The sequence below is a fragment of the Streptomyces sp. UNOB3_S3 genome (genome assembly GCF_020740895.1).
Lineage (GTDB): Bacteria > Actinomycetota > Actinomycetes > Streptomycetales > Streptomycetaceae > Streptomyces.
On record NZ_JAILXP010000206.1, the window covers coordinates 1 to 12,656 of the forward strand.

General features: G+C 72.2%; 11 protein-coding genes. 6 read left to right on the forward strand and 5 right to left on the reverse strand.

Annotation, left to right across the window (positions count from 1 at the left end; genetic code table 11):
• Positions 1-150 precede the first annotated feature (150 nt).
• The 4 genes from K6I33_RS21655 to K6I33_RS21670 all read right to left on the reverse strand — a co-directional run bounded on the left by K6I33_RS21655 (position 151) and on the right by K6I33_RS21670 (position 4,623).
• Positions 151-1,068 carry an S-methyl-5'-thioadenosine phosphorylase gene (locus K6I33_RS21655; protein WP_229355501.1) on the reverse strand — a complete coding sequence of 306 codons (918 nt, stop codon included), beginning with the start codon at positions 1,066-1,068 and terminating at the stop codon, positions 151-153.
• Positions 1,069-1,166: 98 nt separating this feature from the next.
• Complete coding sequence (locus K6I33_RS21660) at positions 1,167-1,475, reverse strand: FmdB family zinc ribbon protein (RefSeq protein WP_229355503.1); 309 nt, start codon at positions 1,473-1,475, stop codon at positions 1,167-1,169.
• Between the two features lie 66 nt (positions 1,476-1,541).
• Positions 1,542-2,819: an MFS transporter gene (locus tag K6I33_RS21665; protein ID WP_229355505.1), complete on the reverse strand. Its 1,278-nt coding sequence runs from the start codon at positions 2,817-2,819 to the stop codon at positions 1,542-1,544.
• 247 nt (positions 2,820-3,066) lie between these two features.
• Positions 3,067-4,623 carry a potassium/proton antiporter gene (locus tag K6I33_RS21670; RefSeq protein WP_229355531.1) on the reverse strand — a complete coding sequence of 519 codons (1,557 nt, stop codon included), beginning with the start codon at positions 4,621-4,623 and terminating at the stop codon, positions 3,067-3,069.
• Positions 4,624-4,927: 304 nt separating this feature from the next.
• On the opposite strand from K6I33_RS21670, the gene K6I33_RS21675 reads away from it, so the two are divergent.
• Positions 4,928-7,885: a penicillin acylase family protein gene (locus K6I33_RS21675; protein ID WP_229355507.1), complete on the forward strand. Its 2,958-nt coding sequence runs from the start codon at positions 4,928-4,930 to the stop codon at positions 7,883-7,885.
• Between the two features lie 6 nt (positions 7,886-7,891).
• On the opposite strand, the gene K6I33_RS21680 is transcribed toward K6I33_RS21675, so the two are convergent.
• Positions 7,892-8,497, reverse strand: a complete 606-nt coding sequence (locus K6I33_RS21680; protein WP_229355514.1) for a 5-formyltetrahydrofolate cyclo-ligase — start codon at positions 8,495-8,497, stop codon at positions 7,892-7,894.
• Between the two features lie 80 nt (positions 8,498-8,577).
• Here K6I33_RS21680 and galU point away from each other — a divergent pair, with 80 nt between their 5' ends.
• From galU to K6I33_RS21705, 5 genes are all read left to right on the forward strand, one after another.
• Positions 8,578-9,480, forward strand: a complete 903-nt coding sequence (galU, locus tag K6I33_RS21685) for a UTP--glucose-1-phosphate uridylyltransferase GalU (RefSeq protein ID WP_229355515.1) — start codon at positions 8,578-8,580, stop codon at positions 9,478-9,480.
• Positions 9,461-10,810: a gephyrin-like molybdotransferase Glp gene (gene glp / locus K6I33_RS21690; RefSeq protein WP_374285528.1), complete on the forward strand. Its 1,350-nt coding sequence runs from the start codon at positions 9,461-9,463 to the stop codon at positions 10,808-10,810. Before galU ends, glp begins: the two co-directional genes overlap by 20 nt.
• Before the next feature lie 86 nt (positions 10,811-10,896).
• Positions 10,897-11,412: a cyclic pyranopterin monophosphate synthase MoaC gene (moaC, locus tag K6I33_RS21695; protein WP_229355527.1), complete on the forward strand. Its 516-nt coding sequence runs from the start codon at positions 10,897-10,899 to the stop codon at positions 11,410-11,412.
• Positions 11,413-11,444: 32 nt separating this feature from the next.
• Complete coding sequence (locus K6I33_RS21700) at positions 11,445-12,026, forward strand: molybdenum cofactor biosynthesis protein B (RefSeq protein WP_229355533.1); 582 nt, start codon at positions 11,445-11,447, stop codon at positions 12,024-12,026.
• A partial coding sequence (locus K6I33_RS21705) for a GNAT family N-acetyltransferase (protein WP_229355529.1) occupies positions 12,023-12,656 on the forward strand: 634 nt, incomplete at its 3' end. The genes K6I33_RS21700 and K6I33_RS21705, both read left to right, overlap by 4 nt.

Consider the following 12,656-nt stretch of genomic DNA (forward strand, 5'->3'; position numbering starts at 1 on the left):
GGGGACACGGGGGACATCGGGAACACCACCTGGCGTGGAGAGCGTCTACGGACGCTCCCCACGATCCCGGCTCCGTGCCGATCCCGCTGAGCCCTGTGGACTACTCGCCGGTTGTGGAGAACTTCGTCACTCGGGAGAGTCCCGCTCGCCTTACGGCAGCTCGATCCCCAGGTCCCATCCCTCGTGCGCCCGCGTGCACAGACAGTCCCGGTCCGCCGTCTTCGGCAGCGCGCCCACCGCGTCGAACAGCACCTCGCGCAGCCGGCCCACGTTCTCGCCGAAGACCCGCAGCACCTCCTCGTGGGAGACGCCCTCCCCGGTCTCCGCGCCCGCGTCCAGGTCCGTGACCAGCGCCATCGACGTGTAGCAGAGCCCCAGCTCCCGGGCGAGGACCGCCTCCGGGTGCCCGGTCATGCCGACCACCGACCAGCCCTGCGCCGCGTGCCAGCGCGACTCGGCCCGGGTGGAGAAGCGCGGCCCCTCGACCACGACCATCGTCCCGCCGTCCACCGGCTCCCAGTCGCGCCCGCGCGCCGCCCCGAGGGCCACCGAGCGCCCGGTGGGGCAGTAGGGGTCGGCGAAGGTCATGTGGACCACGTTGGGCACCGAGCCGCCGGGCAGCGGCTCCCCGTCGAAGAAGGTCTGGACGCGGGACTTCGTGCGGTCCACGAGCTGGTCCGGTACGAGCAGGGTGCCCGGTCCGTGCTCCGTACGCAGCCCGCCCACCGCGCAGGGCCCCAGGACCTGCCGGACGCCGACCGACCGCAGGGCCCAGAGGTTGGCCCGGTAGTTGATGCGGTGCGGGGGAGTGCGGTGCTCGCGGCCGTGGCGGGGCAGGAAGGCCACCTTCCGGCCCGCCAGCTCGCCGAGGAAGAGCGAGTCGCTCGGCGCCCCGTAGGGCGTCTCCACCGTGATCTCGGTCACGTCGTCGAGGAAGGAGTAGAACCCCGATCCCCCGATGACGCCTATCTCCGCCGTGGTCGTCGCCCCGTCCGGCGTCGTGTCCGGCGTCGTGTTCGTCGTTCCCGCAGTGTTCGCGGTCGTCGCTGCGCTGCTGGTCTCGGCCATGCGCTCACCCTAACCGCCCCGTCCCCGCACGCCACGGAGCCCGCCGCCCCCGCGAAAGCAGGGGGCGACGGGCTCCGTGGAGAAGCTGCGTGCGTGCGTCAGGCGGCCGAGCTGCCGGCCGTGCTCGACGTGCCGGCGCTCGAAGTGCTCGACGCGCTCGACGTGCTCGTGGTGGTGGAGGACGAAGAGGACGAGGTCGTCTTCGACGCCGGGGTGCTGCTGGACGACGCGCCACGGCTGTCGTTCCGGTAGAAGCCCGAGCCCTTGAAGACGATGCCGACCGCCGAGAACACCTTCTTGAGGCGTCCGTCGCACTGCGGGCACACGGTCAGGGCGTCATCGGTGAACTTCTGCACCGCCTCGAGGCCCTCGCCGCACTCGGTGCACTGGTACTGGTAAGTCGGCACTTGTTCCTCCTGGCACTCTCACTCAATGAGTGCTAACGACGCTCAATAGTGCAGTATTCCGGCCCGTCAGTCCACCGAAACGGGCTGACGGTGACCGACCCCACGTGCCGCGACGACCGACTCGCCCTTCGGCGTCAGCGCCTTGCGCAGGCCCAGCAGGACCACCAGCGCCAGGGCCGTGCCGCCCAGCGGCACCAGGAAGCCGGTGCTCGCGCCATGGGCGTCGATCAGCCGGCCGCCCACGGTGGCACCGGCCGCCTGGCCCAGGCCGACCGCGCCGGTCAGCCAGGTGAAGGCCTCCGTCCGGGCGCTCGCCGGGACGAGCTTCTCGACCAGCGTGTAGCCGGTGATCAGCGACGGCGCGATGCACAGGCCCACGACCAGGCCCGCGGCGCCCAGCAGCGGCAGGGCGTGCGCGGCCCACAGCGGCGTGGTGGCCAGGACCAGCAGCGGGTAGGCGATCAGCAGCCGGCGCTGCGCGCTGGACTTCCAGGCGACGGCGCCGCAGACGATGCCCGCGATCATGTTGCCGGCCGCGAACGTGCCGTACATCAGGCCGTTGAGGCCGGGCTCGCCGAGCTCCTTGGTGAAGGCGGTCATCGAGACCTGCATGCCGCCGAAGACCGTGCCGATGCCGAGCATGGTGATCGCCAGCACCCGGACGCCCGGCACGGACAGCGCGGAGGCGCCCTTGGCGCCGCCGGCGGCCGCGTGGCCCGCGGGGGCGGGCTGCGTACGCCGCTGGGCGGCGAAGACCAGGCCGCCGATCAGCGTCAGCGCCGCCTCGGCGACCAGACCGGCCGCCGGGTGGACGCCGGTGCACAGCGCGGTGGCCAGCACCGGGCCGATCACGAACGTGAACTCGTCGGTGACCGACTCGAAGGCCGCCGCCGTCGGCATCAGCGGCGAGCCGTCCAGCTTGGCCGCCCAGCGGGCCCGGACCATCGGGCCGATCTGCGGGGTCGACGCGCCCGCCGGCACGGCCGCCGCGAGCAGCGCCCACAGGGGCGCGTGCGACAGCGCGAGCGCCGTCAGCAGCGAGATCGCGGCGGCGTGCACGACGACACCGGGGACGAGCACGGCGGCCTGTCCGTAGCGGTCCGCGAGCTTGCCGCCCAGCGGGGCGAACAGGGCCATGGCCACGCCCGCCGTCGCCGAGACGGTGCCCGCGGTGCCGTACGAGCCGGTGGTGTCGTTGACCAGCAGCAGGATGCCGATCGTCAGCATCGCGAAGGGCTGGCGGGCCAGGAACCCGGGGAGCAGGAACGACAGCGCGCCGCGCGTGCGCAGCAGGCTGCCGTACCCGGCACGGGCCCCGTCGGTGTCATTGACCGTGGCTGCCACGGTCCGGCCTTTCCGCCGCCTGGTAGCGCGTTCCGGACGGCCGGTACCGCCGCACGGAGCGCGCCGAGAGCTGTCCTCTCGCGCAGGACCGTGGTAGATACCGATCCGGCCGCCTCATGCGGCCACGGCCGCCGTGCGGTCGCGCCAGCTCTGCGTCAGGCAGAGTTGGTTCGATGTTGTCGGGTCCACGCGTGACGCCTGAGGTCCCGGTGGGACTCTCGCTACGCACGCGAATAGTCCGAATAGCTTACTTAACCAACTTCTTCTTCACCAGCCCCCTCTTTGCCTTCCGCTTCGCGACCGCACTCTCCGGGGCCACGGCGGGCGCGCCCAGCCAGCCCGCGAGCTTGCCGCCCTCGCCGACCGCCCGCAGCCGTCGCTCGGCCGCGTCGCGCACCGGGTCGGTGGCCACCACCAGCAGCTCGTCGCCGTGGCGCAGGACGGTCGCGGGTCCCGGCACAAAGCTCGCCCCGTCCCGGACGACCAGGGTGACGGCGGCCCCGGCGGGCAGCCGCAGCTCGCTCACCTCCACGCCATGCATCCGCGAACCGTCGGGGACGGAGACCGACAGCAGATGCCCGCGCAGCCGCTCCAGCGGAGCCGACTCGATGCCCAGGTCCCGGGCCTCCTCGCCGTCGCCCAGCTTCAGGTACCGGGCCAGCCAGGGCAGGGTCGGGCCCTGCACCAGCGTGTAGACGATCACCAGCACGAAGACGATGTTGAAGATCCGGCGGCTGTCGGCGACCCCGGCGACCATGGGGATGGTCGCCAGCACGATGGGCACCGCGCCGCGCAGCCCCGCCCAGGACAGCAGCGCCTTCTCCTGCCAGGGTGTCCGGAAGGGCGCCGTGCTCAGGAACACGGACAGCGGGCGGGCCACCATCGTGAGCACCAGGCCCACCACCAGCGCGGGCACGATGTCGTCGCCCAGCTCGTGCGGGGTGACCAGCAGGCCCAGCAGCACGAACATGCCGATCTGGGCGATCCAGCCCAGCCCCTCGGCGAAGCCGCGGGTGGCCGGCGAGTGCGGCAGCTTGGCGTTGCCGAGGATCAGGGCGGCGAGGTAGACGGCCAGGAAGCCCGAGCCGTGGGCGAGCGCGCCGGCCGCGTAGGCGGTGACGGCGATGGCCATCACGGCGATGGGGTAGAGGCCGGATGCGGGCAGCGCCACGTGCCGCAGGCCGTACGCGCCCGCCATGCCTATCAGCAGGCCGGCGGCGGCACCGATGGCCAGCTCCAGGGCGATCCTGCCCAGCAGCAGGTACCAGTGGTCGACCGGGCCGGCGGCCGAGAAGGCCACGACGAGGATGACGACGGGGGCGTCGTTGAAGCCGGACTCGGCCTCCAGGACACCCGTGAGCCGGCCGGGCAGCGGAACGTTCCGCAGGACGGAGAAGACGGCGGCCGCGTCCGTGGAGGACACCACGGCGCCGATGATCAGTGCCTGGCGCCATTCGACGCCGGCCAGGTAGTGCGCGGCCGCGGCGGTCACACCGACGCTCACCGCGACACCGAGGGTGGAGAGCACGGCCGCGGCGGGCAGCGCCGGCTTGATCTCGTGCCACTTCGTGCCGAGACCGCCCTCGGCGAGGATCACGACCAGCGCGGCGTAGCCGATGACCTGGGTGAGCCCGACGTCGTTGAAGGAGACGCCGATGCCGTCCTGGCCGATGGCGACACCGATGCCGAGGTAGATGAGGAGGCTGGGGAGCCCGCTGCGTGAGGAGATCCGGACCGCCGCCACCGCGACGAGCAGTACGAGCGAGCAGATGAGCAGGAGTTCGTTGAGGTGGTGGACAGTCAGGGGCCGGTCCCTTCACGAGGTGTGCCACGAGATGTGCCACGGGCGTCGTCATACGGCGTCGGGGTGCTCACGATTCGGCCGAAACGTTCCTCCTGTCCTGGGGCCGCGAGGGCGGGGCAATGGGGGATGCGTCCATGAGGAAGTTAATTTCCTCATCTAACATTTTACGGGTTCTTAACGCCTTCTCGGCACGGCCGAACCTGGCCGGATGTCAGTCGGCGCGGCACCGCGTCCGGGCGCCCCGTGCCCTGCGCCTATGGTTGCTTCCAGCATTCCAGGACCATCTGCCCCTCTAAGGACAGCGATGCCCGCCAACAAGAACGGCCCCGGCAAGAAGAAGAAGGGGCGACGCGCCCGCCTGCTCGTGATCACCACCGTGCTGCTGCTCGTGGCGGGCGTCGCCTTCGGCGCGTACTGGAGCGTCAGCACCGTTCGCGCCTCCTTCCCGGAGACCGATGGAACCCTCCAGCTCAAGGGCCTGTCCGGCCAGGTGAAGGTCGTCCGCGACGAGCACGGCATTCCCCAGGTCTACGCGGGCACGGCCGAGGACCTCTTCCGCGCCCAGGGCTTCGTCCAGGCGCAGGACCGCTTCTGGGAGATGGACGTCCGCCGTCATCTGACGGCCGGACGGCTCTCCGAGATGTTCGGATCCGGCCAGGTGGAGACCGACGCCTTCCTGCGCACCATGGGCTGGCGCAAGGTCGCGCAGCAGGAGTACGACACCAAGCTGTCGGCGACCACCAAGAAGTGGCTCCAGGCCTACTCGGACGGCGTCAACGCCTATCTGAAGGACCACAAGGGCAAGTCGCTGTCCGTCGAGTACGCCGCCCTCGAGTTCCAGAACGACTACAAGCCCGAGCCCTGGACCCCGGTCGACTCCGTCGCCTGGCTCAAGGCGATGGCCTGGGACCTGCGCGGCAATATGAAGGACGAGATCGACCGCTCCCTGGCCTCCTCGCGGCTGACCCCGCAGCAGATCGACGAGCTGTACCCGGCGTACCCGTACGACCGGAACAAGCCGATCGTCGAGGGCGGCGCGGTCGACAACGCCAAGAACTACGACCCCAAGGGCGGCGCCGGCACCGGCGGCACCCAGGCGGCCGGGGAGCGGACCCCGGCGACGTCCGGTGGCGCGGGCGCGGCGAACGGCCTGCGGAGCAGCCTGGCCTCCCTGTCGAGCTCGCTGGAGAAGATCCCGGCCCTGCTCGGCCCCAGCGGCAACGGCATCGGCTCCAACTCGTGGGTCGTCTCCGGCCAGTACACGACCACCGGAAAGCCGCTGCTGGCCAACGATCCGCACCTCGCCCCGCAGATGCCCTCGCTCTGGTACCAGATGGGCCTCCACTGCACCACCACCGGCGAGCAGTGCCCGTTCGACGTGGCCGGCTACACCTTCGCGGGCATGCCCGGCGTGGTCATCGGCCACAACAAGGACATCGCCTGGGGCATGACCAACCTCGGCGCCGACGTCTCCGACCTCTACCTGGAGAAGGTCACCGCCGACAGCTACCTCTACGACGGCAAGCAGAAGCCCTTCGTCACCCGCAAGGAGACCATCAAGGTCGCGGGCGAGAAGAGCCGTGAGATCACCGTCCGCGAGACCAACAACGGCCCGGTCGTCTCCGACCGCAACGACGAGCTCGTCAAGGTCGGCGGGAAGGCGCCCGTGCAGGACCCGGCGCCGGACCGCGCCGAGGGCTACGCCGTCGCGCTGCGCTGGACCGCGCTGGACCCGGGCAAGACGATGGACGCCCTGTTCGCGCTGGACCAGGCGAACGACTGGGCCTCCTTCCGCAAGGCCGCGGCCGACTTCGACGTCCCCTCGCAGAACCTGATCTACGCCGACACCAAGGGCAACATCGGCTACCAGGCCCCCGGCCGTATCCCCGTCCGCGGTAAGGCGGGCGGCGAGGCCAAGGGCGGTGAGCCGGGCCTGAACGGCGCCAACGGCCGGACCGGCGCCAACGGCACCACCGGCCCGGGCGGCACCGCCGCGCAGAACGGCGTCACCGGCGAGCCGAAGACCGACGTCAACGGCGACGGCAAGATCGACTCCAAGGACGCCGCCAAGCCCGACGCGCAGGCCGCCACGCCCGACGGCCGGCTGCCCGCCCCCGGCTGGGACCCGGCCTACCAGTGGACCGACTATGTGCCGCAGTCCGCGCTGCCGTACGACTACAACCCCAAGCGCGGCTACATCGTCACCGCCAACCAGGCCGTCGCCGACAAGAGCTACCCGTACCTCCTGACGCAGGACTGGGGCTACGGCGCCCGCAGCCAGCGGATAAACGACATGATCCAGTCGAAGATCAAGGACGGCGGGAAGATCTCGACGGAGGACATGCAGAAGATGCAGATGGACAACAGCAGCGAGATCGGCAAGCTGCTGACGCCCTACCTGCTCAAGATCGACGTCAAGGGCGCCAACGAGCGCGAGACCAAGTACGTCCGCGAGGCGCAGAAGCTGCTGAAGGACTGGGACTACACCCAGGAGCCCGACTCGGCGGCCGCCGCGTACTTCAACGCGGTGTGGCGCAACACCCTCAAGCTCGCCTTCGGCAACAAGCTCCCCAAGGAGCTGCGGGTCAAGGGCCAGTGCCTGCGGGTGCGCCCGGCCAATGACTCCGGCCCGCAGGAGGATCTGGACGGCAACACCCGCCTCGTCCTGGAGTGCGGCGAGCGCGACCCCGACAACGCGCAGCCCGATGGTGGCGACCGCTGGTTCGAGGTCGTCCGCAACATCCTCGACAAGCCCGACAACGCGTGGTGGAAGACCAACGGCACGCGTGCGAACCCGGGTGCCGCCAACCGCGACCAGCTGCTGGCCAAGGCCATGATCGACGCCCGCTGGGAGCTGACGTCCAAGCTCGGCAAGGACGTCACCCAGTGGAGCTGGGGCCGGCTGCACCAGCTGAACCTGAAGAACCAGACCCTGGGCAAGGAGGGCCCCGGCATCGTCCGGTGGATGCTCAACCGGGGCCCCTGGAACCTCGCGGGCGGCGAGGCGGCGGTCAACGCCGCCGGCTGGAACGCGGCGGGCGGCTACGGGGTGGTCTGGGTGCCGTCCATGCGGATGGTGGTCAACCTCGCCGACCTCGACAAGTCCCGCTGGATCAACCTCACCGGCGCCTCCGGCCACGCCTACAACGCCCACTACTACGACCAGACGGACAAGTGGGCCAAGGGCGAGCTCCTGCCGTGGGCGTTCGGCAAGGACGCCGTCGAGAAGAGCAAGGACGCGGTGCTGACGCTCAAGCCGTAGCGGCGGCTACGCCGCGAAGCGGCGGACCCCGCCAGGGGTGATCACCGCGTGCACGGGGTGGTCGTGCGGTTCCTCCGGGACCCGCGCGACCACCTCGTTGTCGTAGAGGAGCACGACGCGGGCGGGCGCGGCCCCCGCGCGGTCCAGCCGGGCCAGCACCCGGTCGTACGAGCCGCCGCCCCGCCCCAGCCGCAGCCCGCGCCCGTCCACGGCGAGCCCGGGCAGCAGCACGGCGTCGGCCCCGGTGACCGCGTCCGGGCCGAGCCGCTCCCCGTCGGGCTCCAGCAGGCCCCGGCCCGCCCGGGCGAGATGCTCCGGGCCCCGGTAGAGCCCCCAGTCGAGATCGTTGTCCGGCAGCAGCACCGGCAGCAGCACCCGCACCCCCCGGTCACGCAGCGTGTCCAGCAGCGCGCGGGTGCCCGGCTCCCCGCCGACCGAGACGTACGCGGCCACCGTCCCCGCCTCCGCCAGCTCCGGCAGTTCCAGGGCGCGCCGGCCCAGCTCCGCCTCGTACGCGCGGATGTCATCCCTGGTCAACCCGGCTCTCACCGCCAGGAGGGCGTGCCGCAACGCCGCCTTGTCAGGCTGGGGGATCTCTGCTGACGAACCCATGGTTTCGGCAATCTCCTGTCTGGGGTCATACTCGGCGGAGTCACATCTTCCGCTCAGTCTCAACGGTTAGTGTTCGGCCCATGACTCAATCGCGCCCTCGGATCAGCAAGGCTGTCATCCCTGCCGCCGGGCTCGGAACCCGTTTTCTCCCGGCCACCAAGGCCACTCCCAAGGAGATGCTGCCGGTCGTCGACAAGCCGGCGATCCAGTACGTGGTGGAAGAAGCGGTTCACGCGGGTTTGTCGGACGTCCTCATGATCACGGGCCGTAACAAGCGCCCCCTCGAGGACCACTTCGACCGGAACTACGAGCTGGAGGAGGCCCTGCGACGCAAGGGCGACGCCTCCCGGCTCGCCAAGGTCCAGGAGTCCAGCGATCTCGCCACCATGCACTACGTGCGCCAGGGCGACCCCCGGGGCCTCGGCCACGCGGTGCTGTGCGCCGCCCCGCACGTGGGCGACGAGCCCTTCGCCGTGCTCCTCGGCGACGACCTGATCGACGCGCGCGACCCGCTGCTCTCGCGCATGGTCGACATCCAGCGCAGACACGGCGGCAGCGTGATCGCGCTGATGGAGGTCGACCCCGCGCAGATCGGGCTCTACGGCTGCGCCGCCGTCAAGCCCACCGACGTCGAGGACGTCGTCGAGGTCACCGGCCTGATCGAGAAGCCCGGCCCCGGCGAGGCGCCCAGCAACTACGCGGTGATCGGCCGCTACGTCCTCGACCCGGCCGTCTTCGACGTGCTGCGCGAGACCGAGCCCGGCCGCGGCGGCGAGATCCAGCTCACCGACGCCCTCCAGGCCCTGGCCGCCGAGCCCGGCCTCGGCGGGCCCGTCCACGGCGTCGTCTTCAAGGGCCGCCGCTACGACACCGGCGACCGCGGTGACTATTTGCGTGCCATTGTCAGACTGGCATGCGAACGCGAGGATCTGGGACCGGACTTCCGGGCCTGGCTCCGGAGTTATGTCACCGAGGAGATGTAGCGACTTGAGCAGCGAGACGGACGGGCCGGCCGCCGGAGGGGACCGCGTCTGGTCGGTGGACGAGCACCTCGACGACATCCTCGGGAAGATCCGCCCGTTGGAGCCGATCGAGCTGCAACTCCTGGACGCGCAGGGCTGTGTGCTGGTGGAGGACGTCGTCGTCCCCGCCGCCCTGCCCCCCTTCGACAACAGCTCCATGGACGGCTACGCCGTGCGGACCGCCGATGTCGAGGGCGCGAGCGAGGAGTTCCCCGCCGTGCTCACCGTCGTCGGCGACATCGCGGCGGGCAGCGCCGAGCTGCCCGCCGTGGGCCCTGGCGAGGCCGTGCGGATCATGACGGGCGCCCCGCTGCCGCCCGGCGCCGAGGCGGTCGTGCCCGTCGAGTGGACCGACGGCGAGCGCGGCGGGGGCCCGGCCACGACGATGGCCGCCGCCGGATCCGAGGGCTCCCCCGGGGAGGACGAGGGCTTCGGCGAGGTCCGCGTCCACCGCCCCGTCACCGCCCGCGCCCACATCCGCGACCGCGGCAGCGACGTCGCCGCCGGGGAGATCGCCGTACGGGCCGGTACGGTCCTCGGCCCCGCCCAGCTCGGGCTGCTGGCCGCCATCGGCCGCGCCACCGTGACCGTACGGCCCCGCCCCCGCGTCGTCGTGCTCTCCACCGGCAGTGAGCTCGTGCCGCCCGGCGAGCCCCTGGGCGAGGGCCGCATCCACGACTCGAACAGCTTTATGCTCACCGCCTGTGCCCGGGACGCCGGTGCCCTCGCCTACCGCGTCGGCGCCGTCGACGACGACCCCGTGGTCTTCCGCGCCGCCCTGGAGGACCAGCTCGTGCGCGCCGACGCCGTGGTCACCAGCGGCGGCGTCAGCGTCGGCGCGTACGACGTGGTCAAGGAGGCCCTGGCCGGGCTGACGGGCGAGGAGGGCAGGGTCTCGTTCCGGCGGCTGGCCATGCAGCCCGGCAAGCCCCAGGGCTTCGGCCGCGTCGGCCCCGACCGCGTCCCCCTCTTCGCGCTGCCGGGCAACCCCGTCAGCTCGTACGTCTCCTTCGAGCTCTTCGTCCGGCCCGCGCTGCGCGCCCTGATGGGGCTCCCGCCCGCCGACCGCGAGACGGTACGGGCGGTGTGCGTGGACGGGGTGAAGTCCTCCCCGGCGGGGAAGCGGCAGTTCCTTCGCGGCCGCTACGCGGACGGCGAGGTCACCCCGGTCGGCGGGGCGGGCTCCCACCTGGTCAAGGCCCTCGCCGACGCCGACGCCCTGATCGTCGTCCCCGAGGACACCACGTCCGTGGATCCGGGCGCCGAAGTGGAGGTCGTCCTTCTGGGATGACGTCCTTCCCGGCCGACGTCCTTCCCGACCGATCCCCGCTCCCGCCGGGTACGGTGGCTGCCCACAGGGACCGGACCGGGAGAACGATGAGCAGCGGCCAGGAGCACCTCACCCATCTCGACGCCACGGGCGCGGCCCGCATGGTCGACGTCTCGGCCAAGGAGGTCACCGCGCGCGCCGCCCGGGCCAGTGGCCGGGTGCTGGTCTCGCCCCGCGTCGTGGCACTGCTGCGGGGCGAGGGGCTGCCCAAGGGCGACGCCCTCGCCACCGCCCGGATCGCCGGGATCATGGGCGCCAAGCGGACGCCCGAGCTGATCCCCCTCTGCCACCCGCTCGCCCTCTCCGGGGTCACGCTCGACCTGACGGTCACCGACGAGGCCGTCGAGATCCTCGCCACCGTGCGGACCACGGACCGCACGGGCGTGGAGATGGAGGCCATGACGGCCGTCGCCGTCGCCGGGCTGACCGTGGTCGACATGGTCAAGGCCGTCGACAAGGCGGCGGTGATCACGGACATCCGCGTCGAGGAGAAGACGGGCGGCAAGTCCGGCGACTGGGCACGCCCGGCACGCCCCGAGGGCGGCGCGGGGGCGGAGTCGTGAGCGCCGGATCCGAGGGGCACCCGGGCGCGGGAGTGCCGTTCCCCGGGAACCCGGACGGGCTCGGCGGGGCCCTCCTCGCCGCGGCGCCCTCCGCGCTGGTCGTCACCGCCTCCAACCGGGCCGCCGCGGGTGTCTACCCGGACAGGGGCGGTCCGCTGCTCGCCGAGGGGCTGGCCGCGATGGGCTTCGCCGTCGACGGACCCCTGGTCGTGCCCGACGGCGAGCCCGTCGAGCAGGCCCTGCGCGCGGGCGTGGCCGCCGGGTACGACACCGTCGTCACCACCGGCGGCACCGGGATCTCCCCCACCGACCGCACCCCCGAGGCCACCCGCCGCGTCCTGGACTACGAGGTCCCCGGCATCCCCGAGGCCGTCCGGGCCGAGGGCCTGGCCAAGGTGCCCACGGCCGCGCTCTCCCGGGGCCTGGCCGGAGTGGCCGGACGGACACTGATCGTCAACCTGCCCGGGTCGACGGGCGGCGTACGCGACGGGCTGGCCGTCCTGGAACGGCTGCTGCGGCACGCGGTGGACCAGCTCCACGGCGGCGACCACCCCGGCGGCGGCGAGGCCGGGCCCGGCGGTGACCACCCGAGAAACCCAGCGGCCGCCCTATGAACATCTGGCCGGTCGAGCTGGCGGACGGCGATGTCGCCCTGCGTCCCATAAAACTGCGCGACCAGCGCGCCTGGCGCGAGGTCAACCGGCGCAACCGTGACTGGCTGCGCCCCTGGGAGGCCACCGTGCCCCCGCCGCCGCCCGGCGGGCCCGTCGCCCAGCGCCCCACCTACCGGCAGATGGTCCGCCATCTGAAGGCCGAGGCCCACGCCGGGCGGATGCTGCCGTTCGTGATCGAGTACCGGGGCCAGCTCGTCGGCCAGCTGACCGTGGCCGGGATCACCTGGGGCTCGATGTGCTCGGCCCACATCGGCTACTGGGTGGACGAGGCCGTCGCCGGCCGGGGCGTGATGCCCACGGCCGTGGCGCTGGTGGTGGACCACTGCTTCCGCGCGGTCGGGCTGCACCGGGTGGAGGTGTGCATCCGGCCGGAGAATCTGCCCAGCCGCCGGGTGGTGGAGAAACTGGGATTCCGCGAGGAGGGCCTGCGCCCCCGCTATCTGCACATCGACGGCGCCTGGCGCGACCACCTGGTCTACGCGCTGACCGCCGAGGAGGTCCCCGAGGGGCTGCTGACCCGCTGGCACCGGTCCCGGCCGAGGGGCGGGACCGGTGCCAGCGGGTCAGCAG

What these genes read in the sequence shown, in the direction of transcription:
- K6I33_RS21655 (WP_229355501.1), bottom strand. Translation starts at nt 1,068, where the DNA reads ATGGCCGAGACCAGCAGCGCAGCGACGACCGCGAACACTGCGGGAACG.
- K6I33_RS21675 (WP_229355507.1), top strand. Translation starts at nt 4,928, where the DNA reads ATGCCCGCCAACAAGAACGGCCCCGGCAAGAAGAAGAAGGGGCGACGC.
- K6I33_RS21680 (WP_229355514.1), bottom strand. Translation starts at nt 8,497, where the DNA reads ATGGGTTCGTCAGCAGAGATCCCCCAGCCTGACAAGGCGGCGTTGCGG.
- galU (WP_229355515.1), top strand. Translation starts at nt 8,578, where the DNA reads ATGACTCAATCGCGCCCTCGGATCAGCAAGGCTGTCATCCCTGCCGCC.
- glp (WP_374285528.1), top strand. Translation starts at nt 9,461, where the DNA reads ATGTCACCGAGGAGATGTAGCGACTTGAGCAGCGAGACGGACGGGCCG.
- moaC (WP_229355527.1), top strand. Translation starts at nt 10,897, where the DNA reads ATGAGCAGCGGCCAGGAGCACCTCACCCATCTCGACGCCACGGGCGCG.